This is a genomic window from Streptomyces sp. NPDC059861, from assembly GCF_042731435.1.
Lineage (GTDB): Bacteria > Actinomycetota > Actinomycetes > Streptomycetales > Streptomycetaceae > Streptomyces.
In genome coordinates, this window is record NZ_JBHWJQ010000001.1 from 204,562 (window position 1) to 229,484 (window position 24,923).

Annotated in this window: 21 protein-coding genes and 1 pseudogene; 9 read left to right on the forward strand and 13 right to left on the reverse strand. The window is 72.7% G+C overall.

The genetic code is table 11. From position 1 onward, the window contains the following. Nucleotides 1–71: 71 nt before the first annotated feature. Both ACFV6X_RS00895 and ACFV6X_RS00900 read left to right on the forward strand, forming a co-directional pair. Nucleotides 72–950: a polysaccharide deacetylase family protein gene (locus ACFV6X_RS00895; protein ID WP_385375655.1), complete on the forward strand. Its 879-nt coding sequence runs from the start codon at nt 72–74 to the stop codon at nt 948–950. Between the two features lie 74 nt (nt 951–1,024). Beyond that, nucleotides 1,025–1,465, forward strand: coding sequence for an SRPBCC family protein (locus ACFV6X_RS00900; protein WP_385375658.1), 441 nt, complete (start codon nt 1,025–1,027; stop codon nt 1,463–1,465). Nucleotides 1,466–1,630: 165 nt separating this feature from the next. On the opposite strand, the gene ACFV6X_RS00905 is transcribed toward ACFV6X_RS00900, so the two are convergent. The 5 genes from ACFV6X_RS00905 to ACFV6X_RS00925 all read right to left on the reverse strand — a co-directional run bounded on the left by ACFV6X_RS00905 (nt 1,631) and on the right by ACFV6X_RS00925 (nt 8,390). Beyond that, nucleotides 1,631–2,785, reverse strand: a complete 1,155-nt coding sequence (locus tag ACFV6X_RS00905; protein ID WP_385375661.1) for an XdhC family protein — start codon at nt 2,783–2,785, stop codon at nt 1,631–1,633. Between the two features lie 50 nt (nt 2,786–2,835). After that, nucleotides 2,836–4,293, reverse strand: coding sequence for an NCS2 family permease (locus tag ACFV6X_RS00910; protein ID WP_385375664.1), 1,458 nt, complete (start codon nt 4,291–4,293; stop codon nt 2,836–2,838). A gap of 206 nt (nt 4,294–4,499) precedes the next feature. Then, complete coding sequence (locus ACFV6X_RS00915; protein ID WP_385375667.1) at nt 4,500–6,923, reverse strand: xanthine dehydrogenase family protein molybdopterin-binding subunit; 2,424 nt, start codon at nt 6,921–6,923, stop codon at nt 4,500–4,502. 1 nt (nt 6,924) lies between these two features. Beyond that, a complete protein-coding gene (locus ACFV6X_RS00920; RefSeq protein ID WP_385375669.1) occupies nt 6,925–7,500 on the reverse strand; it encodes a (2Fe-2S)-binding protein in 576 nt (191 codons plus the stop codon). Then, on the reverse strand, nt 7,500–8,390 hold the full coding sequence (locus ACFV6X_RS00925) for an FAD binding domain-containing protein (protein ID WP_385375672.1): 891 nt from the start codon (nt 8,388–8,390) through the stop codon (nt 7,500–7,502). The genes ACFV6X_RS00920 and ACFV6X_RS00925 overlap by 1 nt, the downstream gene beginning before the upstream one ends. Before the next feature lie 365 nt (nt 8,391–8,755). Between ACFV6X_RS00925 and ACFV6X_RS00930 the strand changes: the two genes are divergently transcribed. Both ACFV6X_RS00930 and ACFV6X_RS00935 read left to right on the forward strand, forming a co-directional pair. Then, entirely contained in the window at nt 8,756–10,429 is a 1,674-nt protein-coding gene (locus tag ACFV6X_RS00930; RefSeq protein ID WP_385375675.1) for a PucR family transcriptional regulator, read from the forward strand. A 143-nt stretch (nt 10,430–10,572) separates the two neighbouring features. Further along, nucleotides 10,573–11,340: a hypothetical protein gene (locus ACFV6X_RS00935; protein WP_365457004.1), complete on the forward strand. Its 768-nt coding sequence runs from the start codon at nt 10,573–10,575 to the stop codon at nt 11,338–11,340. A gap of 521 nt (nt 11,341–11,861) precedes the next feature. Here the strand turns inward: ACFV6X_RS00935 and ACFV6X_RS00940 are convergent. Further along, nucleotides 11,862–12,611 carry a GntR family transcriptional regulator gene (locus tag ACFV6X_RS00940; RefSeq protein ID WP_385376253.1) on the reverse strand — a complete coding sequence of 250 codons (750 nt, stop codon included), beginning with the start codon at nt 12,609–12,611 and terminating at the stop codon, nt 11,862–11,864. Between the two features lie 294 nt (nt 12,612–12,905). Here ACFV6X_RS00940 and ACFV6X_RS00945 point away from each other — a divergent pair, with 294 nt between their 5' ends. Both ACFV6X_RS00945 and ACFV6X_RS00950 read left to right on the forward strand, forming a co-directional pair. Then, nucleotides 12,906–13,754 carry a (2Fe-2S)-binding protein gene (locus ACFV6X_RS00945; protein ID WP_385375678.1) on the forward strand — a complete coding sequence of 283 codons (849 nt, stop codon included), beginning with the start codon at nt 12,906–12,908 and terminating at the stop codon, nt 13,752–13,754. A gap of 267 nt (nt 13,755–14,021) precedes the next feature. Next, nucleotides 14,022–15,068 carry a DUF2637 domain-containing protein gene (locus tag ACFV6X_RS00950; RefSeq protein WP_385375681.1) on the forward strand — a complete coding sequence of 349 codons (1,047 nt, stop codon included), beginning with the start codon at nt 14,022–14,024 and terminating at the stop codon, nt 15,066–15,068. Between the two features lie 55 nt (nt 15,069–15,123). Here the strand turns inward: ACFV6X_RS00950 and ACFV6X_RS00955 are convergent, their stop codons facing one another. Together ACFV6X_RS00955 and ACFV6X_RS00960 are read right to left on the reverse strand one after the other, a co-directional pair. Then, complete coding sequence (locus ACFV6X_RS00955; RefSeq protein WP_385375683.1) at nt 15,124–15,612, reverse strand: ATP-binding protein; 489 nt, start codon at nt 15,610–15,612, stop codon at nt 15,124–15,126. A 392-nt stretch (nt 15,613–16,004) separates the two neighbouring features. Beyond that, the gene (locus ACFV6X_RS00960) at nt 16,005–16,622 is read right to left on the reverse strand and encodes a hypothetical protein (RefSeq protein WP_385375686.1); all 618 of its coding nucleotides are present in this window, start codon (nt 16,620–16,622) and stop codon (nt 16,005–16,007) included. A 216-nt stretch (nt 16,623–16,838) separates the two neighbouring features. On the opposite strand from ACFV6X_RS00960, the gene ACFV6X_RS00965 reads away from it, so the two are divergent. Further along, nucleotides 16,839–17,966, forward strand: a complete 1,128-nt coding sequence (locus ACFV6X_RS00965) for a helix-turn-helix domain-containing protein (RefSeq protein ID WP_385375689.1) — start codon at nt 16,839–16,841, stop codon at nt 17,964–17,966. Here ACFV6X_RS00965 and ACFV6X_RS00970 read toward each other — a convergent pair. Both ACFV6X_RS00970 and ACFV6X_RS00975 read right to left on the reverse strand, forming a co-directional pair. Beyond that, nucleotides 17,963–19,705, reverse strand: a complete 1,743-nt coding sequence (locus ACFV6X_RS00970) for a pyruvate dehydrogenase (RefSeq protein ID WP_385375692.1) — start codon at nt 19,703–19,705, stop codon at nt 17,963–17,965. The genes ACFV6X_RS00965 and ACFV6X_RS00970 overlap by 4 nt on opposite strands. Nucleotides 19,706–19,760: 55 nt before the next feature. Next, a complete protein-coding gene (locus ACFV6X_RS00975; protein ID WP_385375694.1) occupies nt 19,761–21,140 on the reverse strand; it encodes a protein phosphatase 2C domain-containing protein in 1,380 nt (459 codons plus the stop codon). 467 nt (nt 21,141–21,607) lie between these two features. On the opposite strand from ACFV6X_RS00975, the pseudogene ACFV6X_RS00980 reads away from it, so the two are divergent. Beyond that, nucleotides 21,608–21,721, forward strand: a pseudogene (locus ACFV6X_RS00980) (helix-turn-helix transcriptional regulator); the annotation flags it as partial. An 82-nt stretch (nt 21,722–21,803) separates the two neighbouring features. Then, nucleotides 21,804–22,286 carry a DUF456 domain-containing protein gene (locus ACFV6X_RS00985; RefSeq protein WP_385375697.1) on the forward strand — a complete coding sequence of 161 codons (483 nt, stop codon included), beginning with the start codon at nt 21,804–21,806 and terminating at the stop codon, nt 22,284–22,286. Between the two features lie 16 nt (nt 22,287–22,302). Here ACFV6X_RS00985 and ACFV6X_RS00990 read toward each other — a convergent pair whose 3' ends face one another. From ACFV6X_RS00990 to ACFV6X_RS01000, 3 genes are read right to left on the reverse strand one after another with little or no spacing between them, the layout of a single operon-like run. Then, the gene (locus ACFV6X_RS00990) at nt 22,303–22,941 is read right to left on the reverse strand and encodes a LysE family translocator (RefSeq protein ID WP_385375699.1); all 639 of its coding nucleotides are present in this window, start codon (nt 22,939–22,941) and stop codon (nt 22,303–22,305) included. A gap of 41 nt (nt 22,942–22,982) precedes the next feature. Beyond that, nucleotides 22,983–23,507, reverse strand: coding sequence for a methylated-DNA--[protein]-cysteine S-methyltransferase (locus tag ACFV6X_RS00995; RefSeq protein WP_385375702.1), 525 nt, complete (start codon nt 23,505–23,507; stop codon nt 22,983–22,985). Between the two features lie 20 nt (nt 23,508–23,527). Beyond that, a complete protein-coding gene (locus tag ACFV6X_RS01000; RefSeq protein WP_385376256.1) occupies nt 23,528–24,922 on the reverse strand; it encodes a DNA-3-methyladenine glycosylase 2 family protein in 1,395 nt (464 codons plus the stop codon). Nucleotide 24,923: the final 1 nt, after the last annotated feature.

A 24,923-nucleotide genomic window follows, 5' to 3' on the forward strand; every position in this document is an offset into this window, starting at 1 on the left:
CCCGGGGGCACCCGGGGCGGCCTCGGGACCCACTATGAACCCCGTCTATACACTCAATGTACAGTCTCGCCATGCCACTACGACCTGCACTACGTCGCGGAACCCCTGGGCTCTCCCCGACCGAGCCGACCGAGCCGACCGAGCCGACCGAGCCGACCGAGCCGACCGAGCCGACCGGGAAGACGCGAAGACGGGGGACCGCGTTCCGTGCCGCCGCCACTTTGCTGGCGGCCCTGTGTCTGCCGCCCGTCCTGTCGGGATGCACGACCCTGGAGACCACCGCCCCCAGCACGGTCCGCGCGCAGGCCGCGTCCGACGCGAAGACCGCCGCCTTCGGCAGTGTCGACTGCCGGCGCGCCAAGTGCGTCGCGCTGACCTTCGACGCGGGCCCCAGCGAGAACTCCGCGCGCCTGCTCGACATCCTCAAGGAGAAGCGGGTCCCGGCGACCTTCTTCCTGCTCGGCGCGCGGCACATCGAGAAGTTCCCTGAGCTGGTGCGACGGATGGCCGACGAGGGCCACGAGACAGCCAGCCACACCTGGGACCACAAGATCCTCACCGAGCTGGAGCCGGACGAGATACGCGAGGAACTCCGGCGCCCCAACGAGGAGATCGAGCGGCTCACCGGCCGCCGCCCCACCCTCATGCGCCCGCCCCAGGGCCGTACGGACGGCACCGTGCACGAGATCTGCCGCGAACTCGGCCTCTCCGAGGTCCTGTGGAGCGTGACCGCCAAGGACTACGCGACCGAGGACTCCGACCTGATCCGCCGGCGGGTCCTGGACCAGACGGAGCGGGACGGCATCATCCTGCTGCACGACATCTACGACGGCACCGTGCCGGCCGTGCCGGGCATCATCGACGCGCTGAAGGAGCGCGGGTACGTGTTCGTGACGGTCCCTCAACTGCTGGCCCCGGGAAAGGTCGAACCGGGCAGGGTCTACCGCTAGGACCGCCCGACATCACCGCCGCCACCCGCGAAATCTGCCGGTCCGGTGCGGTGCCGCCCCCTTAGGATCCCTGCGTGGCGACCTTCCTGCTCGAACGCACGGCTCCCCTCTCCCCGCCCGAGGCCTGGCGCCGGCTCACGGACTGGCCCCGGCACGGTGACGTCGTCCCGCTGACCCGCGTCACCGTGCTGACCCCCGGACCGACGCACGAGGGCACGGAGTTCGTGGCCCGTTCGGGCATCGGGCCGCTCACCTTCGACGACCGGATGGAGGTCACCGTCTGGCAGCCGCCGGGCGACGACGCCCCCGGCCGGTGCCGGCTGGAGAAGCGCGGACGGGTGATGCGCGGCTGGGCGGAGATCGAGGTCCGCCCCGGCCCGGGCGGACGCGCGCACGTGGTCTGGCGTGAGGAACTCCGCGTACGCATGCTGCCGGCCTTCCTCGACGGCACCCTGGAGCGGGCGTCCCGCCTGGTGTTCGGCCGGGCGGCCAACCGGCTGCTACGGGGGCGGTGACCCGCGCCGCAGCGGTGCGCGGACTCCGGCGCACGACCCTGGCACGGTTGCGCGGCACCCGCCCCGTGACGTCGTTCGGCCCCCTGAAGCCGTACGACCCCCTGAAGCCGTGCGGCCCCTCGCGCCGTACGGACCCGTGACCCCGTTCGCGGCGGAGCGGCTGCCTCAGGCGACCGACTCGATGCGTCCCGCCGGTGCCGACGCGGTGTCGTGGTGGATCGGCGTGTGCGCGCCGGTCAGCGAGACCCCGCTGCCGCCGCGCCGGCCCGCGACGATCTCGGCCGCGATGGACAGCGCCGTCTCCTCCGGCGTCCGGGCGCCGAGATCGAGGCCGATGGGTGAGTGCAGGCGGGCCAGCTCCAGGTCGGTGACGCCGACCTCACGCAGCCGCCTGTTGCGGTCGAGGTGGGTGCGGCGGGAGCCCATGGCACCGACGTACGCCACCGGCAGCCGCAGCGCGAGCTGGAGCAGGGGGACGTCGAACTTGGCGTCGTGGGTCAGCACGCACAGGACCGTGCGGCCGTCGACGGCGGTGCGCTCCAGGTACGTGTGCGGCCACTCGACGACGATCTCGTCGGCGTCGGGGAAGCGGGTCCGTGTCGCGAAGACGGGGCGGGCGTCACACACCGTGACGTGGTAGCCGAGGAACTTGCCGACGCGGACCAGCGCCGAGGCGAAGTCGATGGCACCGAAGACGATCATGCGGGGGGCGGGGACGGAGGACTCGACCAGGACCGTGAGCGGTGCTCCGCACCGGGAGCCCTGCTCTCCGATCTCCAGGGTGCCGGTACGGCCGGCGTCCAGGAAGGCGCCGGCCTCGGCCGCGACGGTGCGGTCCAGCTCGGGATGGGCGCCGAAGCCGCCGTCGTACGACCCGTCGGGGCGGACCAGCAGCGCGCGGCCACCCGTCAGTTCGGCCGGGCCGGAGACGATCCGGGCCACCGCGGCGGGCGCCCGCCGGGACGCGGCGGCCACCGCGGCCGCCACCACCGGCCGGACGAGATCGTCCGCCCGGACCGGGGTGACCAGGATGTCGATGACGCCGCCGCAGGTCAGGCCGACCGCGAATGCGTCCTCGTCGCTGTAGCCGAAGCGCTCCAGGACCGGTTCCCCGTCCCGCAACGCCTGCCGGCACAGCTCGTAGACCGCCCCCTCCACACAGCCGCCGGAGACCGACCCGATCGCCGAGCCGTCGGCGTCCACCGCGAGGGCGGCGCCGGGCCGGCGCGGGGCGCTGCCCCCCACGGCCACCACGGTGGCCACGGCGAAGTCGCGTCCCTGCTCGACCCACCGGTGCAACTCGTCGGCGATGTCCAGCATCTGTCGGTCTCCTTAAGCGGTTGCGTGAAGGGCGGGCGCCTGGGCCTGCCCTAGTGGACGCCCATCCAGCTCTCGATGGGACGGAGTGCGAAGAACACCACGAAGATCACCGTCAGGGCCCACATGAAGGCGCCGATCTCGCGCGCCTTGCCCTGCGCGATCTTGATGGCGACGTACGAGACGACGCCCGCGGCGACGCCCGCGGTGATCGAGTAGGTGAACGGCATGATCACGACGGTCAGGAAGACCGGGATCGCGGTGGCCCGGTCGGACCAGTCGACGTGCCGGGCGTTCATCATCATCATGGCGCCGATCACCACCAGGGCGGCGGCCGCGACCTCGCCCGGCACGATCGCCGTCAGCGGCGTGAAGAACAGACAGGCCGCGAAGAACAGACCCGTGACCACGGACGACAGGCCGGTCCTGGCGCCCTCGCCGACACCGGTCGCCGACTCCACGAACACGGTCTGGCCGGAGGCGCCGGAGACGCCGCCGATCGCGCCGCCCGCGCCGTCGATGAACAGCGCCTTGGACAGGCCCGGCATCCGGCCCTTGTCGTCGGCGAGCTTGGCCTCCGTGCCGACGCCGATGATGGTGGCCATCGCGTCGAAGAAGCCGGCCAGCACCAGGGTGAAGACGATCATGCCGACGGTCATCGCGCCGACCTCGCCCCAGCCGCCGAACTCGACGTCCCCGAAGGCCGAGAAGTCGGGCATGGAGACCGCGCTGCCGCTCAGTTCGGGCGCGCCGCCGGCCCACTGCCCGGGGTCGATGACGCCGGCCGCGTTGAGGACGACGGCGACCACGGTGCCCGCGACGATACCGATCAGGATGGCGCCCGGGACGCCGCGCGCCTGGAGCATGAAGATCGCCAGAAGGGTCACCGCGAAGAGCAGCACCGGCCAGCCGGCCAGCTCGCCCGTCGGGCCCAGGACGACCGGGGTGCTCTCGCCCTGGTGCACGAAGCCGGCCTTGTAGAAGCCGATCAGTGCCACGAAGAGTCCGATGCCCATGGTGATCGCGTGCTTCAGGGGCAGCGGAATCGCGTTCATGATCATCTCACGCAGGCCGGTGACGACCAGCAGCATGATGACCACGCCGTACATCACACACATGCCCATCGCCTGGGCCCAGGTCATCTGGGGGGCGACCTGGGAGGCGAGGACACCGGAGACGGAGAGGCCCGCGGCGAGCGCGAGGGGAACCTTGCCGACGAAACCCATCAGCAGCGTGGTGAGTGCCGCCGCGAACGCGGTCGCGGTGATCAGGGCCTGCTGGCCGAGCGTGTCCCCCGCCGCGTCCTTGCCGGACAGGATCAGGGGATTGAGGAGCAGGATGTACGCCATCGCCATGAAGGTGGTGACGCCGCCGCGCACCTCACGCGCGACCGTGGATCCCCGGTGGGATATGTGGAAGTAACGGTCGAGCCAAGAGCGTCCGGCCGGGACGCGGGTTCCCCCACCCGCGTCCTCCGAGACGGTCTTCGGCTCCAGTGACTGCTGGGTCATGTGGGCCTACTCCCAAGGTTCAAAGGGGCACCCGCATGGGTACCGCCGTGCGGCTGCGGGATTTGGGAAGGTGCTTCGGCCGCACGACCCGGGGGACGGCCCGAGACGAACGATTCGGATCGGTTCCAGGCACCGCGAGCGGAGCGGTACCTGGGGCTCCGGGCGACGCGGAGTGTGTGACGTTCCGTGCGCCGCCCGGAGAGCTCTTACGCGGTGCCGGTCAGGTGCTCGGGGCGGACCGGCGTCCTGTTCAGCTCCAGGCCGGTCGCGTTGCGGATCGCCGCGAGGACCGCCGGGGTCGACGACAGGGTGGGGGCCTCACCGATGCCGCGCAACCCGTACGGGGCGTGGTCGTCGGCGAGTTCGAGGACGTCGACCGGGATGGTCGGCGTGTCGAGGATGGTCGGGATCAGGTAGTCCGTGAACGAGGGGTTGCGCACCTTCGCGGTCTTCGGGTCGACGACGATCTCCTCCATGACCGCCACACCCAGACCCTGGGTCGTACCGCCCTGGATCTGGCCGATGACGGACAGCGGGTTCAGTGCCTTGCCGACGTCCTGGGCGCAGGCCAGCTCGATCACCTTGACCAGGCCGAGCTCGGTGTCGACCTCGACGACGGCGCGGTGCGCGGCGAAGGAGTACTGGACGTGGCCGTTGCCCTGGCCGGTGCGCAGGTCGAAGGCCTCGGTCGGCCGGTGCCGCCACTCCTCCTCCACCTCGACGGTCTCGTCCTCCAGGACGTCGGTCAGAGCGGCCAGTACCTCGCCGCCGTCGGTGACGACCTTGCCGCCCTCCAGCAGCAGCTCTGCGGTGGCCCAGGCGGGGTGGTAGGAGCCGAACTTGCGGCGCCCGAGCTCCAGCACCTTCTCACGGACCAGCTCACAGGCGTTCTTGACGGCACCGCCGGTGACGTACGTCTGCCGCGAGGCCGACGTCGAACCGGCGCTGCCCACCTGGGTGTCGGCCGGGTGGATCGTCACCTGCGCGACGCCCAGCTCGGTACGGGCGATCTGGGCGTGGACGGTGACGCCGCCCTGACCGACCTCCGCCATGGCGGTGTGCACGGTCGCGACGGGCTCGCCGCCGACGACCTCCATGCGCACCTTGGCGGTGGAGTAGTCGTCGAAGCCCTCGGAGAAGCCGACGTTCTTGATGCCGACCGCGTAGCCGACACCGCGTACGACGCCCTCGCCGTGCGTGGTGTTGGACAGGCCGCCGGGCAGCTGGCGCACGTCGGCGCCCTCGCTGGACTCCCACTGGCGCTCCGGCGGCATCGGCATCTTCCGCACCCGGCGCAGGAGTTCGGCGACGGGGGCCGGCGAGTCCACGGGCTGGCCGGTCGGCAGCAGGGTGCCCTGCTCCATGGCGTTGAGCTGCCGGAACTCCACCGGGTCCATGCCGAGCTTCGCGGCGAGCTTGTCCATCTGTGCCTCGTACGCGAAACACGCCTGGACCGCGCCGAAGCCGCGCATGGCGCCGCAGGGCGGGTTGTTGGTGTAGAGGGCGATGGCCTCGATGTCGACGTCGTCGATGACGTACGGGCCGACCGACAGGGACGAGGCGTTGCCCACGACCGCCGGGGAGGCGGAGGCGTAGGCGCCGCCGTCCAGGACGATCCGGCACTTCATGTGCGTGAGCTTGCCGTCCTTGGTGGCGCCGTGCTCGTAGTAGAGCTTCGCCGGGTGACGGTGGACGTGCCCGAAGAAGGACTCGAACCGGTTGTAGACGATCTTCACCGGCTTGCCCGTGCGCAGCGCCAGCAGGCAGGCGTGGATCTGCATCGACAGGTCCTCGCGGCCACCGAACGCGCCGCCGACGCCGGCCAGCGTCATCCGGACCTTGTCCTCGGGCAGGCCGAGCACGGGCGCGATCTGGCGCAGGTCGGAGTGGAGCCACTGGGTGGCGATGTAGAGGTGGACGCCGCCGTCCTCCTCGGGCACCGCGAGGCCGGACTCGGGGCCGAGGAAGGCCTGGTCCTGCATGCCGAAGGTGTACTCGCCCCTGACGATCACGTCCGCCCTCCTGGCGGCCTCCTCCGCGTCGCCGCGCACGATCGGCTGGCGGTGCACGACGTTGGGGTGCGGCACATGGCCGGCGTGGTGGTCGTCGCGGCCCTCGTGGAGGAGGATCGCGTCCGGCGCGGTCGCGGACGCCTCGTCGGTGATCACGGGCAGCTCGCGGTACTCGACCTTGATCTTGGCGGCGGCGCGGCGGGCCGTCTCCGGGTGGTCGGCGGCGACGATCGCGACCGGCTCACCGTGATGGCGCACCCTGCCGTGCGCGAGGACCGGGGTGTCCTGGATCTCCAGGCCGTAGTTCTTCACCTCGGTGGGCAGGTCGTCGTAGGTCAGCACGGCGTACACACCCGCCGTCGCCAGCGCCTCGGACGTGTCGATCGAGACGATCTCGGCGTGCGCGACCGTGGAGCGCAGGATCTGCCCCCACAGCATGTCCTCGTGCCACATGTCGGACGAGTACGCGAACTCGCCGGTGACCTTCAGGGTGCCGTCCGGGCGGAGCGTGGACTCGCCGATGCCACCCTTGGTGCGGGTGCCCTGCGTGATCTTCGCAGGAGCGCCGGTGGGGGCACCGCCCTGCTCGAACGTGGTGGAGAGCTTGGGGGAGGGCATGTCAGACCCCCTCGGACTGACGGGCGGCCGCCAGGCGGACCGCGTCCATGATCTTCTCGTAGCCGGTGCAGCGGCACAGGTTGCCCGAGAGCGCCTCGCGGATGTCCGCGTCGGACGGGTTCGGGTTGCTCTCCAGCATCTCGTCGGCGGCGACCAGCAGGCCCGGGGTGCAGAAGCCGCACTGCACGGCGCCGGCGTCGATGAACGCCTGCTGCACCGGGGAGAGTTCGTCGCCCTCGCCGGTCTGCGAGTCGGTGCCCTTGGCCTGCCACTGCTTCGCCTCGTCGAGCGAGGTCCCGCCGCAGGCGCCGGTGCCGCAGGACCGCTGCTTGGCGTAGTCCGCGAGGCCCTCGACGGTGACGACCTCGCGGCCCTCGACCTGCCCGGCGGCGACCAGGCACGAACACACCGGCACACCGTCCAGCCGGACCGTGCAGGAGCCGCACTCGCCCTGCTCGCAGGCGTTCTTGGACCCGGGCAGACCGAGCCGCTCACGCAGCACGTACAGCAGGGACTCGCCCTCCCACACGTCGTCGGCTTCCTGCGGACGGCCGTTGACCGTGAAATTGACGCGCATTACGCGGCTCCCTCCGTGCGTGCGGCGGTGCCGCGGTACGACTCCCAGGTCCAGGTCAGCGTCCGGCGGGCCATGACGCCCACCGCGTGCCGGCGGTAGCTCGCCGTGCCCCGGACGTCGTCGATCGGGTTGCAGGCGCCGGAGCACAGGTCCGCGAACTGCTTGGCGACCGACGGCGTGATGATCTTTCCGCTGTCCCAGAAGCCGCCCTCGTCGAGCGCCGCGTTCAGGAACTCCTCCGCGGCCCTGGCCCGGACGGGGGTCGGGGCGGCCGAGCCGATGCCGGTACGGACCGTCCTCGTCTCCGGGTGCAGCGCGAGCCCGAAGGCGCACACGGCGATGACCATGGCGTTGCGGGTGCCCACCTTCGAGTACTGCTGGGGCCCGTCCGCCTTCTTCACGTGCACGGCGCGGATCAGCTCGTCGGCGGCCAGCGCGTTGCGCTTCACCCCGGTGTAGAACTCGTCGATCGGGATGCGCCGGGAGCCCCGGACGGACTCCACCTCGACCTCGGCGCCGGCGGCGAGCAGGGCGGGGTGGGCGTCACCGGCCGGGGAGGCGGTGCCGAGGTTGCCGCCGACGCCGCCGCGGTTGCGGATCTGCGGGGAGGCCACGGTGTGCGAGGCGAGGGCCAGACCCGGCAGCTCGGCGCGCAGGTGCTCCATGACTCGGGAGTACGGGACGGAGGCACCCAGTCGCACGGAGTCCTCGCCGACCTCCCACTCGAAGAGGTCGCCGATGCGGTTGAGGTCCATGAGGTACTCGGGCCGACGGTGGTCGAAGTTGATCTCGACCATCACATCGGTGCCACCCGCAATCGGCACAGCGGTGGGGTGCTCTGCCTTCGCGGCGAGCGCCTCCTCCCAGCTGGCAGGGCGAAGGAAGTCCATGACCGGCTCTCTTCTTCGTCTCGTGGGTCGTACAAATTGAGCCAATCCGTGTGCGGCGGGCCCGGCTCGTTCATGTGCTGTTAACGCGGATTGACGTCAGTACACAGCCCCATGCTCCAACGGGGTCAGTCACCGAAACCATGAAGGAGTTGGCTGGCCAGTGCGGGCATCTTGTAGATTCGTATGAACAGAGGTCATCAGTAACCTCCTGGATTTCCTGGGGAAACGTCCGGCACAGCCCGCGTGACCTGGAGCACAGCACGGGAGACGGCTAGCACCGCTCAACCGCCCACCGCACGGGCCACCCACCCCTGGCCCGTCAAGATCCATCGTAGTTTTCGAGACAAAGAACGGCGGCGACGAGAATGCGGCTGCGCGCACTGCTGGACACCGACGCGCTGGGCCTCAGGCTGCTCGGCGGCGAGGACGAGCTGGACCGCACCGTGCGGGGCGTGATGACCACGGACCTGCGGGACCCCAGCCGCTACCTCTCCGGCGGCGAACTGGTGCTGACGGGCCTGGCCTGGCGCCGGGACGCGGCCGACTCCGAGCCCTTCGTGCGGATCCTGGCGCAGGCGGGCGTCGCGGCCCTCGCGGCCGGTGAGGCCGAGCTGGGCGATGTGCCCGAGGACCTGGTCCAGGCGTGTGCCCGGCACCGCCTCCCGCTGTTCGCCGTCCACGAGTCGGTGGCCTTCGCGACGATCACCGAGCACGTCGTACGGCAGGTCTCCGGCGAGCGCGCCGGGGACCTCGCCGCCGTGGTCGACCGGCACCGCCGGATGATGACCTCGGGCCCGGCGGGCGGCGGACCGGACGTCGTGCTCGACCTCCTCGGTTCCGACCTGGACCTGCGCGCCTGGGTCCTCTCCCCCACCGGCCGCCTCATCGCGGGCTCCGAGGTCGGCGGCCCCGCGCTGCCCCCCGAGGCCTGCGCCAAGCTGGCAGCCGAGCACCTGGCGGCCGCCCGCACCGGCCGCCGCGGTCCCCACCGCCTGATCCTCGGCACCACGACCTACTCGGTCTTCCCCATCCGCAGCAGCGGCCGCTCCCCGCAGGCCTCCCGGGACGTCCGCGAGACGGTCCTGTCGGACTGGCTGCTCGCCGTGGAGGCGGACGCCGGGGACTGGGCGGAGGAGCGCCTGGACCTGCTGCACGGCGTCACCCAGCTGATCGCGGTCGAGCGCGACCGCCGCGACGCCGCCCGCACGGTCCGCCGCCGCCTCGCCCAGGAGGTCCTGGAACTCGTCCAGACGGGCGCCGCCCCCGCCGAGATCGCGGCCCGCCTGCGCGTCGCCGCGCCGGTCCTCCTGCCCGGCCTCGGCGCGGCCCCCCACTGGCAGGTGGTCGTGGCCCGCGTCGAATGGGCGGGCTCCGAGATCGAGGCGGGCCCGGTGGCCCAGTCCCTGCTGGAGGAGATCCTGGTCGACCCGGCGGCCACCGGTCCCGAACCGTCCGACCGCATCGCCGTGGCCCACACGGGCGACGAGGCGATCGCCCTGGTTCCCCTTCCGGCCGTCTCGGCGGAGCACGACGGCTCGGAGAGCGGCGTCCTCGCGGACGCCCTGCTCACCTCCGTACGGGACCCCCTGTCGGCCGGCCTGGACGACGACGGCCGGGTGACCCTCGGCGTCAGCGCGGCCGTCCACTCGGCGGAGGGCCTGCGCGGCGCCCTGGAGGAGGCACGGCACGCCCGCCGGGTGGCCGCGGCCCGCACCGGGCGGGTCTGCGCGGCGGGCCACCAGGAACTGGCGTCGCACGTCCTCCTCCTGCCCTTCGTCCCCGACGACGTACGCCGCGCCTTCACGGCCCGGCTGCTGGACCCGCTGCGCGACTACGACCGCCGCCACCGCGCCGAGCTGATCCCGACCCTCGAAGCGTTCCTCGAGAGCGACGGCTCCTGGACCCGCTGCGCCTCCCGCCTCCACCTGCACGTCAACACGCTGCGCTACCGGGTCGGCCGCATCGAGCAGTTGACGAGTCGCGACCTTTCCCGCCTCGAGGACAAGCTGGACTTCTTCCTGGCGCTGCGCATGAGCTGAAACCTGAAAGGCCGAGGACTCCCACGACTTTGTGAAATCCTTCACCCACCCCCTTGGCCGGGCAGCTGAATTGGTGTTGAAATGCGGCCACCACTCAACAGCTCGATGGCGTGCTCGGGGAGGGCAACGTGGCGCATACCGCCATGTCTGGTACTGGAACGACCTCTGACGACGATCCCCTCCAGACCGCGGTATGGAGGCTGCGCTCACGGGCCTGCTGGGCCGACGCGGCCGCCCTGCTGACCCCGGCCACGCCGGCGGCCGCGCTGCAGCGCGCCGCACTGCTGGTCGAACGATGTCTGTACACCGAGCAGGGCTGGGAGGAGGCAGAGGACGCCCTGCGCACGGCCGAGGCCCTGGCCCTCACCGACGAGGAACGGGGCGCGGCGGCCTGCGAGCGCGGGCAGCTCGCCTACGCCGCCACCCTGCACACGGTCCGGGACCGCGCCGACGAGGCACGGGCGGCCCTCGGCCGGGCGGCGGCCCTGATCCCCCCTGGCACCTCCGGCCGCCCCCTGCTGGACTTCCGCCGCGGCCTGCTCGCCGAGAACCTCGCGCACTCCCCCCAGTCCGCCCAGGCCGCCTACCGCCGCGCCCACGCGGGCGCCACGGCCCACGGCAACACCCTCCTGCTGTCCTTCACCTGGCGCCACCTGGCCGGACTGGCCCTCAGGGAAGGCGATTTGACCGAGGCCCGGCACGGCTTCGCCGAGTCCCTGCGCATCCGCGAGGAACTGGGCTACCTGGTCGGCACGGCCCCCGCACTGGCCTCCCTGGCCGACACGGAACCCGAACCGGAGGCCTCCCGCCTACGCGAGGAGGCCCGCCGCCTCTACCGCCTCCTGGGCGGCGTCCCCACCTGGCTGGCAGCCCACCTCACCCCACCGACCCCGGACGCGGCAACGGCATAGCAACGAGATCGCCGAGCGGCACGCGTCCCCGCCCCCCGGGGCGGGTTGCCGCCCCAGGCGGCACGCATGCCCGCGACTTGAGCGACCGACGCACGAAGCCGCACCCGCGTACGGCGAGAACCCGGGCACACGGGGACGGCACCCACCCACGACGAGAAGCCCGTGTCAGGGACGGCACCCACCCACGACGAGAAGCCCGTGTCAGGGACGGCACCCACCCACGACGAGAAGCCCGACACACAAGGGCGGCACCCACCCACGACGAGAAGCCCGACACACAAGGGCGGCACCCACCCACGACGAGAAGCTCGTGTCAGGGACGGCACCCGCCCGCGGCGAGAAGGGGTCGTGTCGGGGGGTGTCCGCCCGCAGCGGTTGGCGCGCCAACACGGGTGCGTCGGTAAGTGACCGATTCCGCGCCGTTCCGAGGACGGACACCCCCCGGCACGGCCCCGACCCACCCCCCGGACAGAAGGCGCCGCAGCAACCAGGCACTCACCCGCACTGGCATCGCGCACCGGCTAACACCAGCGCGCGAAGTGCTCCTCCACGACCACCCGCACGGCGTCCAGATCCCGCAGCACGAGCGCATCCACCAACGCGGCATGCTCAGCCGCATCGGCCATCAGCTCCGTACGCCCCCCGGAGGCCGCGACCAACGACCACTGCGCCCGCCGCTGCACGTCGTCGGCGATCCGCACCAACTGCTCGTTCCCCGCAAGCGCCAGCACGGCCCGGTGAAACGCCCGGTCGGCCTCCGCATACGTCGCCCGGCATCCGGAGGACGCGGCCCGCACGGTCGCCTCGGCCGACGGCCGCAGCTCCGCCCACCGCTCCGCGGGCACCACCCGCGCCAGCCGCAGAATCAACGGCGCCTCGATCAGGCGCCGTACCTCGGCGAGTTCGGAAAGCTCACGCGCATCCCGCACGACGACCCGGAAGCCCCGGTTGGGCACGACCTCGACCGCGCCCTCCAACGCCAGTTGCTGCATGGCCTCCCGCACAGGCGTCGCCGACACCCCGAACCGCTCCGCCAACGCCGGCGCCGAGTACACCTCCCCCGGCCGCAACTCCCCGCTCACCAGCGCGGCCCGCAAAGCGTCCAGGATCTGCCCCCGCACGGAGGCCCGCTGCACCACGGGCCGGATCGGCGCCTCACTGTGCGTGTGCTCCCCCCGCACAGCCCCGACGGCACCACCCGCATCGCCCTGCTCCCGGTCCCGCCCCCGCTCCGCACCCGCGGGCTGCGCCGGAACCCGCACCCGCGGCACCGCGAAATCAGCCGAGCCACCCTCGGCAAAGCCACCCTCGGCGAAGCCACTTTCGGCCAAGCCACCCTCGGCCAAGCCACTTTCGGCGAAGCCACCCTCGGCGAAGCCCTGCGCACCTCGCTCCACGGGGTCCTCCTCCGGACGTGTCAGTACTTGGGGTCATTAACGGCGGCTTGTTACTCGTCCGTCAAGCACCTTAGGCGCAGAAGCCCCCGGTTCAAATCCGCACCCCGTCGGGTAAGGTTAGCCTTACCTCTGAACGGCCCCAAACGTCTGCGAATGGGTGGTCCCCGTATGCCCGTGCCCGCCTCGGCCACAGCAAGCGCGTACGCCCGCCTCACGGAAGCCGTCCCCAGCATGGGCGTCACGGAACTGGACCACGCGGAGCCCTTCCCCACCGGCCCCGGATGGATCACCAGCGACGCCCTCGCCGCAGGCGGCACCGCCCTCGACGACTTCCTCGCCCACGACGAGGCCCAGGTCGTCCGCGACTACGGCCGACAGGCCCGCCCCGACGTGATAGCCAGTTTCGGCCTGCACCGCTACGCCTGGCCGGCCTGCCTGCTGATCACCGTCCCGTGGTTCCTCAGCCGCCGCGTCCCCCGCTACCCCGTGACGCACGTCTCGTACGACCGCGACGCCCCCGGCCTGGCCATGGGCCACCTCATGGTCCGCCCGCACGGCTTCGCCTGCCTCCCCGACGACCCCGCCGCGATCCTCCCGGGCGCCACGGTGGTCCCGGACGAGGAGGCGCTGCGGGCCGAGGTACGCGCGGCCGTCGCCGAGCACCTCGAACCGGTCCTGGCCGCCTTCGGCCCCCGGATGCGCCGCCGCGGCCGCGCCCTGTGGGGCATGGCGACCGACGAGATCGTCGAGGGCCTGTGGTACGTCGCCCACCTCCTCGGCGAGGAGGACCGCGCGCGCCACGAGCTGGAGTTGCTGCTGCCGGGCGCGACCAAGCCGTACGCCGGCTCGGCCGCCTTCCGTGAGCTCAAGGGCCCGAACGGCGAGACGCTGCCCACCCGGGACCGGGCGAGCTGCTGCATGTTCTACACCCTCCGCCCCGAGGACACCTGCGCCACCTGTCCGCGCACCTGCGACGCGGACCGCGTGACCAAACTGCTGGCCACGACGGTCGGTTGAGGCGACTCACACCCCGTCACATCCCGTAAGATCATCGGGACCGCCCGGGCAACCACACCAGCACCACTCGTACCGCCGGCATCACTCGTACGGGTAGTCTTATTCGAACTCAACTCCCGCCCCTCACGCGGCAGTTCGAGCAGAACGCCGCCCCGGGCATCCCCTTGCACCTCCATGGCGGCCTCTTGCCCCGAAACCCCCTGAGGGCCGGTGGGTTTGGGCCACCATGGCGGGCGTTACGCCCTATCCCAATGCAAGGGACCCCAGATGAGACTGACCGACATATCGCTGAACTGGCTGCTACCGTGCGCCGTACTGCTCGCGGGCATGCTGACGGCGGTTGCGGTACTCCAGCGCGGCAAGCGTTCCGCGGGGAAGGACGCGAGCGCGGACGACTCGTGGGAGCGTATGGAGGAGCGCCGCAGGCGCAAGGAAGCCATATACGGCACCGCTTCCTACGTACTCCTCTTCTGCTGTGCCGCGGTCGCCGCGGCGCTCTCCTTCAAGGGCCTCGTCGGCTTCGGCCAGCAGAACCTCGGCCTCACCGGCGGCTGGGAATACCTGGTTCCGTTCGGCCTCGACGGCGCGGCGATGTTCTGCTCGGTGCTCGCGGTGCGTGAGGCCAGCCACGGTGACGCGGCGCTCGGCTCCCGGATACTGGTGTGGACGTTCGCGGGCGCGGCGGCCTGGTTCAACTGGGTGCACGCCCCCCGCGGCCTCGGCCACGACGGCGCCCCCCACTTCTTCGCGGGCATGTCCATGTCGGCGGCGGTCCTCTTCGACCGCGCCCTGAAGCAGACCCGCCGGGCCGCGCTGCGTGAGCAGGGTCTGATTCCGCGACCACTGCCGCAGATCCGCATAGTCCGCTGGCTGCGGGCGCCGCGTGAGACGTACAGGGCATGGTCGCTGATGCTGCTGGAAGGTGTCCGCACCCTCGACGAGGCCGTCGACGAGGTGCGCGAGGACAAGCGGCAGAAGGAGCAGACGCGACTGCGGCGGCGTGAGCAGGAGCGGCTGGAGCGTGCGCAGCTCAAGGCGATCAGCCGGGGCCACGGTCGCGGCTTCGTCGGCCGGGGCGGCGGACGGCACGCCGAGCTGCCCGCCGTGGAGCAGGTCGCCGAACGCGTCCCCGCGGAGCCTGCCATATCCACCGCGGAACCACTGCCGCTCCGCGCACGGCCCTCACTGCAGCCCGTGCGCACCGGCTCCGATCCGCTCACGGTCGACCTCACCGCGGAGGACGACACCATGGCCCTCCCGCGCCTCGACTCCCTTGAGCGCAAGCTGAAGGACCTGGAGCAGCAGTTCGGTTAGGACCGGACAGCACGGGACGGGGGTGCGGTCCGACACGGACCGCACCCCGTACCGTTCAGGCGGCCTCCGCGTCCGCCTCCAGTTCGAACCACACGGACTTCCCCGACTCGTGCGGCCTTACGCCCCACGCGTCCGCGAGGGACTCCACCAGCACCAGCCCCCTGCCGTGCGTGTTCTCGTCGGGGTTCGCCACCCGCAACCGGGGCCTGCGGGCCACGTAGTCCCGGACCTCCACCCGCAGCCCGTGGGGCCCGACGGTGGCCGTCAGGACGGCCTCCTGGTCGGTGTGGACGATCGCGTTGGTGACGAGTTCGCTGGTGAGCAGTTCCGCTATCTCCGCCCGGCCGGGTTGTCCCCAGTGCCGTAGCAGGTCGCGCAGCTCTCTGCGGGCCTCCGGGACCGCCCTCAGGTCCGCCCTCCCGAGTCTGCGCTTCAGTTGCGACGCATGTGCCTGCTCCGTGACGCCGTCGGCCTCTTCCTCCACCGTCCCCGCCGAGAAGGCCCCGAACGCCGCGGGACCGCCCCCTCGTGCCTGCCTCTTCATGTCCCCCGCCCGCGTGCCGATGTCGGTTCCCCTCCTGCTCGAACACGTTCAGGGGGATCCTTGCCCGATGGGCGCCGCGGCAGTCATGTGGAATTGTCAACGACCGTGTGTTCGGCCACGGCGGTGTCCGTCCCGGGCGCCCCACGGGGCCGCCGCCCGCGCGTCCGGCGCGGTCCGGGCCGACCCGGATGGTCTCAACTGCCGACCTGGGGCTGCCGATCCGGCCGTAGCCGCTGAGCGCGTGGGGCCGCCGGCTAACGACATCCGGTCGCGGGCCGCCGTAGCGGTGCCGTGGCGCGGACGGCGAGACTGGCCAGAACCGTACGGCACGGCGGCCGCCCTCCCCACCCCCGTGGGAGAGGACGCCGCCGTTCCTCACGGGGACCGTGCGGTCAGTACAGCTTGTTCACCGCGGTGGTGGTGGTCTTCTTGAAGGCGCGCACCGGGGCGTCGGAGAAGTCGCCCATCTGCGCCCAGTCCACGACGGTGACGGTCCGGCCGTCGCGGCCCACCGACATCAGGCGGATGTCCGTGGCACCCCACGCCGTCCAGGTGTGCAGACCGTGCACGTGGGCGCCCTCCTCGACCGGCACGGCGCCGTAGTCGCGGTGCGCGGCGCCGATCTCAGGGTCCGTCTCGAGGCGGTCGGGGCAGTTCCGGATCTCCTCGTTCATGCGGCCGGCGAGGGCCTTGGCCTTGACAGCACTGCCCGTGACGATGGTGAGCTGACGGGCGCCGGTGTCGAGGTCGGTGCGGAACTCCCGGTAGCGGGAGTCGTAGCCCGGGAAGACGTCGGCGAGGCAGAGACCGAGCTCCAGCGGCACCCCGTCGGTGACCTTGCCCGCGGTCCAGGAGGACGAGGGGTGCGGCGGCAGTTGGGACGCCGAGAGGAAGGCTGGGGCGGGCTTCGCCGGGGCGGCGGCGCCCGCCGGTGCGGCGAGGGTCGTGAGCGTGGTGAGCCCGGCGACGACGAGTGCGGTGAGCGCGCCGGCTCGGATGCGGTTGGGCATGGGTCTCCCCGTGAAGGTGTCGTACGAAGTGGAATCGCCGCCCGGCGCCTGACGGTCGGTCCGGCGGAACCAGGGGCGACGCCAAGAGCATCGGCCGTACCGGCGGGCAGCCGCAACAGCCGGCGCGGCATCCGGCACGGTGGAACCATCCCAGCCCGGCTGACGTGCAGATATGTGAGTGCCTGGGATGCCGCCCGGGCCGGGACGGAGGGTACGGTGCCGGCACACGACGACGTGGCGGAGTTCGCGGCGCTGCTGCGGGCGTTCAAGGCGCGCACCGACCGCAGTTACGGCTCGCTGGCCCGCCGCCTGGGCATGAACACCTCGACGCTGCACCGCTACTGCGCCGGCGAGGCGGTCCCGCTCGACTTCGCCCCGGTCGAACGCCTCGCCGCGCTGTGCGGCGCCACACCGGAGGAACGCCTGGACATCCACCGCCACTGGCTCCTGGCCGTCGCGGCCCGCCGGAAGGGCCGGACGGCGGGGTCGACCTCGGCCGCCGCGCGCGAAGCGGCGGTGGAGGAGGGCCCTCCGAAGGAGCCTCGCACGGAGCCGGCGCCCGTACCGACGCCCTCGCGGAGGATCGCCCGCCCCTGGTACCGGCATCGCCGCCTGGCCCTCGCCGCCGGACTCGCCTCCGCCCTGGTCGTCGCCCTCGTCGCCCTGCGTCCGGACGGTGGGGGCGGCAAGGAGCAGGCGAAGCCCCCGCGTCCGGTGGCCGTCGCCGCTCCGCTCGCGTGGACCGCCGACTCCCAGGCGTGGTCGCTCGGCTGCGGTCACGACTACGTCATCCGCAGATCTCCGGACCGGGTCCCGCCGCCCCCGGCCCCACAGGACGCCGGGCGGTGGGCGGCGACCCAGGACGCCGTGCACGGGCGTGAGACGAACATCCGGGTCTCCGTGCAGGGCAGGACGTCCACGGCCGTGGTCCTGGAGGCGCTGCGCGTCCGTGTCGTGGGCCGTACCGACCCGGTGCCCGGCACGGCGTACGCCATGGACCAGGGCTGCGGCGGCGCGCTGACGCCCCGCCACTTCGCGGTCGACCTGGACGCCGACCGCCCGATCGCCCGCGCGATGCCCGGCAACGACGCGGGCGACCCCCTCCCGGCGGTGCGCATGCCCTACCGCGTGTCCGCCGAGGACCCGGAGGTCCTCCTGGTCAACGCCCGTACCGGGCACTGCGACTGTTCGTGGTACCTGGAGCTGGACTGGTCCTCCCAGGGCCGGTCCGGCACGATCCGCATCGACGACGACGGCCACCCGTTCCGCACGACCGCCATCGAGGACCTGCCCCGGTACGCGTACGACACGTCCGCGCGCCGCTGGACGCCTTACGTCGACTAGGGCCTGGGCACGTTGCGGAGGTTGGAGCGGGCCATCTGGAGCATGCGGCCGACGCCGCCGTCCAGGACCATCTTCGAGGCGGACAGGGCGAACCCTGTCACCATCTCGGCCTTGATCTTCGGCGGGATGGACAGCGCGTTGGGGTCGGTGACGACGTCCACGAGGGCGGGGCCCTTGTGGCGGAAGGCGTCCTTGAGGGCGCCGGCGAGTTGCTTGGGCTTCTCGACGCGGAGGCCGTAGGCACCGCAGGCGCGGGCGACGGCGGCGAAGTCGGGGTTGGTGTTGGTGGTGCCGTACGAGGGCAGGCCGGCCACCAGCATCTCCAGCTCGACCATGCTGAGCGCGGAGTTGTTGAACAGTACGACCTTCACCGGCAGGCCGTACTGCACCAGGGTCAGGAAGTCCCCCATCAGCATGGCGAATCCGCCGTCCCCCGACATCGACACGACCTGCCGGCCCGGGTCGGTGAACTGGGCGCCGATCGCCATCGGCAGGGCGTTCGCCATCGAGCCGTGGGAGAACGAACCGATGACGCGGCGCCGGCCGTTGGGCGAGATGTACCGGGCCGCCCAGACGTTGCACATACCGGTGTCCACGGTGAAGACGGCGTCCTCGTCGGCGAGTTCGTCCAGCACGGCCGCCACGTACTCGGGGTGGATCGGGACGTGCTTCTCGACCTTGCGGGTGTACGCCTTGACGACCCCTTCCAGCGCGTCCGCGTGCTTCTTGAGCATCTTGTCGAGGAAGCGCCGGTCCGTCTTGGTCCGCACCCGCGGGATCAGGCAGCGCAGCGTCTCCTGGACGTCGCCCCAGACGGCGAGGTCCAGCTTGGAGCGGCGCCCCAGGCGTTCCGGGCGCACGTCGACCTGGGCGATCCGCACGTCGTCGGGAAGGAAGGCGTTGTAGGGGAAGTCGGTTCCCAGCAGGATCAGCAGGTCGCACTCGTGGGTGGCCTCGTAGGCGGCGCCGTAGCCGAGGAGTCCGCTCATCCCGACGTCGAACTTGTTGTCGTACTGGATCCACTCCTTGCCGCGCAGGGCGTGCCCGACCGGGGACTTGATCTTCTCGGCGAACTCCATCACCTCGGTGTGCGCCCCCGCCGTGCCGCTGCCGCAGAAGAGGGTGACCTTGTCGGCGTCGTCGATGAGTCGGACGAGGCGGTCGATCTCGGCGTCGCCGGGCCGGACGCTGGGCCGGGAGGTGACGAGGGCGGACTCGGGCGCCCTGTCGGGGGCGGGCCGGTCGGCGATGTCGCCCGGCAGGGTGACGACGCTGACGCCGCCCTGCCCGATCGCGTGCTGGATGGCGGTCTGGAGCAGCCTCGGCATCTGCTGCGGGCTGGAGATCATCTCGCTGTAGTGGCTGCACTCCTGGAACAGCCGGTCGGGGTGGGTCTCCTGGAAGTAGCCGAGGCCGATCTCGCCTGACGGGATGTGGGAGGCGAGGGCGAGCACCGGGGCCATGGAGCGGTGGGCGTCGAACAGGCCGTTGATGAGGTGCAGGTTGCCGGGTCCGCAGGAACCGGCGCAGGCCGCCAGCTTCCCGGTGATCTGCGCCTCCGCGCCGGCCGCGAAGGCGGCGGTCTCCTCGTGCCGGACGTGGATCCAGTCGATGGCGGAGTTGCGGCGGACCGCGTCGACGACCGGGTTGAGGCTGTCGCCGACGACGCCGTACAGGCGTTTGACTCCGGCGCGGGCGAGGATGTCGACGAACTGTTCGGCGACGTTCTGCTTGGCCATGGTTCGATGCACCCCTTCGACTGTCCTTGGGTCCATCAATCCACAGGGTTCGCCCTCACGCCTCCCACACGGCGGCCGCCGTACGGTCGTCGGCGTATCCCTTCACCCGTACCTGGGTGTCGGCGAGGAAGGCGGCGAGACCCGGTGGCTGCGCGGCCGCCCACCGCTCCCGCAGATGCGCGGGCAGCTCCGGTTCGCCGCGCAGCGGCTCCGCGAGGCCGCCCGTGCACATCAGGAGCGTGTCACCCGGTCGGGCGACGGAGGCGCGGAAGCGGAAGGGTTCGCGGGGTGGCTCGGGGGCCGGTTCGTAGGGGCTCGGCGGGGTCGGTATGCCCAGGTCCATGGTGAGCCGGTCGCCCGCGGGGGTCTCGGCGGGCGGTGACCCGAAGCTGAGGACGGGCTCACCGGTGACCTCGCCGAACTGCGGTTCGATGTCCTGCCAGGCTCCGTCGCGCAGCCGGAACAGGCCTCCGGCGCCGACGCCGAAGAAGACGCGGGTACGGCAGCCGGGGTCTGCGGGCAGGAGCAGGCAGCGCAGGGTGGCGGCGTACTCGTCGGGCAGCAGGCCCTGTTCGGCGGCGCTGGCGCGAAGTTTGCCGAGGCTGCGGTCGGTGAGCCGGTGCAGGCCGGACTTCAGGTCGCCGCGGCGGCCGGCGCGTATGTCCTCGGCGAGCCGTGCGTGGCTGCGCCCGACCGCACGCCCGATCCACTGGCACACCTCGGCGGCGGCGCGGTGCGCACCGGCGGTGGCACGTGCGCCGGTGGCCATCGCGACCAGTACGAGCGCGGTGTCGCCGGTGCCGAACCGGGCGGTGAACAGGGCGTCGCGGCGGGGCTCGCCCCGGTAGCGCGCGGAGTCCCCGCGCACGGAGGCGGCGCGCAGGGTGCAGGCGCCGTAGTGGGCGCCGTCCAGCACGGTGTCGGCGACCAGGTCGCCGAGGTCGTCGGGGTCGGCGGGCGGCAGGGCGGTGGGCTCGGGCTCGTAGGTGGGCGGGCCGGAACCGACGTGGTGCAGCGGAGTGGGGGTGACGGGGGCCAGGCGGGGTGGTGCGGGTGGGGGCGGCGGGAACGGCGGGGGCGGCTCAGCGAAGGTGGGGGCGGGGCGGCCGGTGGCCGAGGTGGTGGGGCCGGTGGGCGGGAGCGGCAGGGGAGGGGCCGTCTCGGCGTCGCGCGGCCCGGGGACCGGCCCGTCGGCGCGGGGCGATGCGTCCGCGCGGTCGGCGCCGCCCCGTGGCGGTCGTGCGCCGCCGCGGCGCGGCGCGGGTGAGCCGCCGGGAGCGCCCGGCGGTTCGGTCACCGCGTCCGCCGCCGAGGCGAAACGGTCGTCGAGCGACTCGGGCGTGCGCGTGGGGCCCGTGTCCTCGGTGGTGTCGTCGTACAGCTGCCGCCACCAGTCGTCGGAGTGACCGGCGGGCCTTCCCCCCTGCTGGCTCATGCCCTCAATTGTCCACCGCACGGCCCGGATGAAAACGGGGCGTTCGGAAAATGGGACGCGGCTCTCCGGGTTCGCACGGCGTGTCGGGGTGACGTGTCGTACGGGTGTCGGGTGCGGCGTACGCGCGCCGGGGCCAGGCATCGCACGGACGTGCGAGAGAGGCCACCGGGCGACTCCACCCCCCACGGGAGAGCCGCCCGGCGACGCGAAACACCCGGTGCCCGTCGGCGCCGGTGGCCCCACCTTGGCAGGGTTACGCGCGGTACGGCGATGATGTGCCGTGGCGGCTTTGCGCCGTGGCCTGTTTGCGCCACGGCCGGTCGGCGGGTCCGGATTCCGGGGAGGGGCGAGGGTTGACGCCGGCGGCGATCGGGCTGGACGGGACGCACGAGTCGACGTACCGCGCGCTGGTGGCGGTGGGCGCCGCCGACGTGCCCGATCCGTCCCGGGCCTTGCCGCTGCGGTTCGCCAGACAGCTGGACCTGGGTCTGAGGACCGTTCAGCGGCTGACGGGGATGACGACCCGGTGGCAGCTGGGGTGGCACGTGTACGAGCGCGGGTGGGTGGCCCGGGGCCGCTGAGGCACCGGAGCGCGGCGCGCCAGCCCACGCGCGGCGCCGCCGGCGACCTGCGAGGTTCCGTGGGCTCCGGCAGGCTGGGCAGATGGGAGTGTGGCAGCTCCTGCTGGCCGGCCTGCTGATGTTGGCCGGCCTGTGCGGAGTGCTGGTGCCCGGGGTTCCGGGGTCGTGGCTGGTGTGGGCGGCGGTGATGTGGTGGGCGCTGCAGGACCCGCAGCCGACCGCATGGTTCGTGCTGGTCGGCGCCACCGTCGCGCTGTTCCTGGCGCAGGTGGTGCGCTGGGCCCTGCCACCGCGCAGGCTCCGGGAGAGCGACGCCACCCCCCGGATGGCGGTGTACGCCGGGCTCGGCTCGCTCGTCGGCTTCTTCGTCGTCCCGGTCGTCGGCGCGATCCCGGGCTTCATGGCGGGCATCTACCTCTGCGAACGCCTCCGGCTCGGCCGCCACGCCGAGGCCTGGGCCGCCGTGCGCACGGCGATGCGCTCGGGGGGCTCCAGCGTGCTCGCGGAGCTGTTCACCTGTCAGCTGATCATGGGCGTCTGGCTGGGCGTCGTGATCTGGGGCTGACCGGCCCGGCGGACGATCAGTCCTTGCGGCCGGTCACCGCGACCGTCACACCGAGGCCGATCATGGTCAGACCGCCGGCGCCACCGATGGCCGCGAGCCGCCCCGGGGACCGGGCGAACCAGTTCCGGGCACCGGCCGCGGCCAGCCCCCAGACGCTGTCGCAGGCGACGGCGATGAGGTTGAAGACCAGGCCGAGCAGCAGCATCTGCGCGATGACGTGCCCCTGCGCGCGGTCCACGAACTGGGGCAGTACGGCGGCGAAGAACACGATCGTCTTCGGGTTGGTCACCCCGACCGCGAACCCCTCCCACAGCGTGCGCAGCCCCCCGGGGCCGGCTTGCGCCTGGCCGAACGCCGCCCGCAGCGCGTGCCGTTGCCGTATCGCCCGGATGCCCAGGTGGATCAGGTAGGCGGCGCCGGCCAGCTTCAGCGCCATGAAGACGACGGCCGACCGCTCCACCACGGCACCCACGCCGAACGCCACGGCGGCCACGGCGGCGTACGCCCCCAGCGTGTTGCCCACCACGGTGGTCAGCGCGGCCCGGCGCCCCTGCGCCAGGGCGCGCCCGACCACGAACAGGACACTCGGCCCGGGGACCACGATCAGCAGGAACGACATGGCGGCGAAGGCCGCGAGTCGATCGGTCTGCACCATGCCGCCCACGGAACCACGTGGGCGGCAGGCGGTTCAATCGGTTATCCGGCGGCGCCCAAGGGCGGCAGCACGCCCTCCAGTGTGAGCAGCCGCACCTTGCGGTCCAGGCCACCCGCGTAGCCGGTCAGCGAGCCGTCGGCGCCGATGATCCGGTGGCAGGGGCGCACGACGAGCAGCGGATTGGCGCCGATCGCGCCGCCGACGGCCCGTACGGCGGCGCGCGGGGCGCCGATCCGCGCCGCGATCTCACCGTACGTGGTGGTCGCCCCGTAGGGCAGCGATTCGATCGCGTCCCACACCCGCTGCCGGAACGGCGTCCCCTCGGAACGCCGTCGCAGCCGGAACTCCTTCAGCTCCCCGGCGAAGTAAGCGGCGAGCTGCTCCTCCGCCTCGCGGAAGAGCGCGGGATCATGCCGCCAGCCGTCCTGGACGCTACGTCCGCCCTTCTGCCCGGGCACGGACAGGGAGGTGAGGGTGCCGTCCGGGTCGGCGGTGAGCAGCAGCTCGCCGAGAGGGCTGCCGACGGTGGCCCAGTGGATCTCCACGGAGGCGACAGCGGTGGTCACGGGGGGACGGGCGGTGATGCTCACAGGAACTCCAACTCCCCTGCTGTGCGCAGGTGTCGTACGGCATACGAGCGCCAGGGGCGCCAGCTGTCGGGGACGTCCGCGCCGGGCGGGGCGACGTCGGGGTCGCCGAGGGCGCGGGTGCGGATGACGGCGACGGTGGTGGCGTCCAGGCCGGGTACGGCGAGCAGCGCGGCCTGCGCGTCGTACCGGTCGGCGCCCGGATCGAGGCGTACGGCGCCGTCGGCGAGGGCCGTGGTCAGGGCGCCCAGGGTGCCCTCGGGTTCGGCGCCGGCGAGGACGGCCGGTTCGGGGAAGAGGTGGGTGAGGGTGCCGCAGGGCGCGTCGAGCGCCTTGCCGTACCGCCGAACCAGCCCCTCCGCCGCCGGCCGGCCCACCAGCGCACGTACCGCCAGTTCCTCCGGGTCGGCGGCGCCGGGCGACCGCAGCCCGGGCCGCGCGGCGACCAGGGGGGCGAGCCGCGGATCGGCGCCGAGGCGCCCGTCGACGGCGTACGGATCGGCGTCGAGGTCGAGCAGCCGCCGCAGCCGCTGCACGGCGGTGGTGAGGTCCCGCTGGTCGGTCAGGTGCATCCGGGCGTCGAGCCAGCCGCCGGGGTGGGTGGCGGAGCCGGAGCTCCGGGTGCGCTCGTCCACGGCGACGATGCCGGTGCCGTACGGCAGCCGGAGCGTGCGCCGGTAGGTGCGCCGGCCGGGCGTCCCGCCGACGTCCTCGATGCCGGCCACGGCCTCGCGCGCGAGCAGGTCGAAGACGGCACCCGCGTGGTAGGGCCCGCGGTGGGCGAGCCGCAGCGGGATCCCGGCGCTCGGGGTGTCCGCCCGCCGGGCGGTACGTCCCTTGGGCGCGGCGGCCCGCAGTTCGCTCGGGGTCGAGGCGTACACCTCGCGCATGGTGTCGTTGAACTGCCGCACGCTGGCGAACCCGGCGGCGAACGCGATCTGCGTGATGGGCAGGCCGGTGGTCTGGATCAGCACGCGCGCGGTGTGCGCCCGCTGGGCCCGGGCGAGGGCGACGGGCCCGGCGCCGAGCTCGGTGGTCAGCTGGCGCTGCACCTGCCGGGCGCTGTACCCGAGCCGCGTGGCGAGCCCGGCGACGCCCTCCCGGTCCACGACGCCGTCGCCGATCAGCCGCATGGCCCGACCCACGACATCGGCCCGGACGTTCCACTCGGCCGACCCCGGCACGGCGTCCGGGCGGCACCGCCGGCAGGCGCGGAAGCCCGCTCCCTGCGCGGCGGCGGCCGTCGCGAAGAACCGCACGTTGGGCCGCTTGGGGGTGACGGCGGGACAGCTGGGCCGGCAGTAGATGCCCGTGGTCTCGACCGCGAAGAAGAACTCGCCGTCGAACCGGGCGTCCCTGCTGCGCACGGCCGCGTACCTGGTGTCTTCATCCATC

Excerpts from the sequence above, each read along its gene's own strand:
- ACFV6X_RS00895 (WP_385375655.1), top strand. The coding sequence starts at position 72 with ATGCCACTACGACCTGCACTACGTCGCGGAACCCCTGGGCTCTCCCCG.
- ACFV6X_RS00905 (WP_385375661.1), bottom strand. The coding sequence starts at position 2,785 with ATGCTGGACATCGCCGACGAGTTGCACCGGTGGGTCGAGCAGGGACGC.
- ACFV6X_RS00910 (WP_385375664.1), bottom strand. The coding sequence starts at position 4,293 with ATGACCCAGCAGTCACTGGAGCCGAAGACCGTCTCGGAGGACGCGGGT.
- ACFV6X_RS00915 (WP_385375667.1), bottom strand. The coding sequence starts at position 6,923 with ATGCCCTCCCCCAAGCTCTCCACCACGTTCGAGCAGGGCGGTGCCCCC.
- ACFV6X_RS00920 (WP_385375669.1), bottom strand. The coding sequence starts at position 7,500 with ATGCGCGTCAATTTCACGGTCAACGGCCGTCCGCAGGAAGCCGACGAC.
- ACFV6X_RS00925 (WP_385375672.1), bottom strand. The coding sequence starts at position 8,390 with ATGGACTTCCTTCGCCCTGCCAGCTGGGAGGAGGCGCTCGCCGCGAAG.
- ACFV6X_RS00930 (WP_385375675.1), top strand. The coding sequence starts at position 8,756 with ATGCGGCTGCGCGCACTGCTGGACACCGACGCGCTGGGCCTCAGGCTG.
- ACFV6X_RS00935 (WP_365457004.1), top strand. The coding sequence starts at position 10,573 with ATGTCTGGTACTGGAACGACCTCTGACGACGATCCCCTCCAGACCGCG.
- ACFV6X_RS00945 (WP_385375678.1), top strand. The coding sequence starts at position 12,906 with ATGCCCGTGCCCGCCTCGGCCACAGCAAGCGCGTACGCCCGCCTCACG.
- ACFV6X_RS00950 (WP_385375681.1), top strand. The coding sequence starts at position 14,022 with ATGAGACTGACCGACATATCGCTGAACTGGCTGCTACCGTGCGCCGTA.
- ACFV6X_RS00955 (WP_385375683.1), bottom strand. The coding sequence starts at position 15,612 with ATGAAGAGGCAGGCACGAGGGGGCGGTCCCGCGGCGTTCGGGGCCTTC.
- ACFV6X_RS00960 (WP_385375686.1), bottom strand. The coding sequence starts at position 16,622 with ATGCCCAACCGCATCCGAGCCGGCGCGCTCACCGCACTCGTCGTCGCC.
- ACFV6X_RS00970 (WP_385375692.1), bottom strand. The coding sequence starts at position 19,705 with ATGGCCAAGCAGAACGTCGCCGAACAGTTCGTCGACATCCTCGCCCGC.
- ACFV6X_RS00975 (WP_385375694.1), bottom strand. The coding sequence starts at position 21,140 with ATGAGCCAGCAGGGGGGAAGGCCCGCCGGTCACTCCGACGACTGGTGG.
- ACFV6X_RS00985 (WP_385375697.1), top strand. The coding sequence starts at position 21,804 with ATGGGAGTGTGGCAGCTCCTGCTGGCCGGCCTGCTGATGTTGGCCGGC.
- ACFV6X_RS00990 (WP_385375699.1), bottom strand. The coding sequence starts at position 22,941 with ATGGTGCAGACCGATCGACTCGCGGCCTTCGCCGCCATGTCGTTCCTG.
- ACFV6X_RS01000 (WP_385376256.1), bottom strand. The coding sequence starts at position 24,922 with ATGGATGAAGACACCAGGTACGCGGCCGTGCGCAGCAGGGACGCCCGG.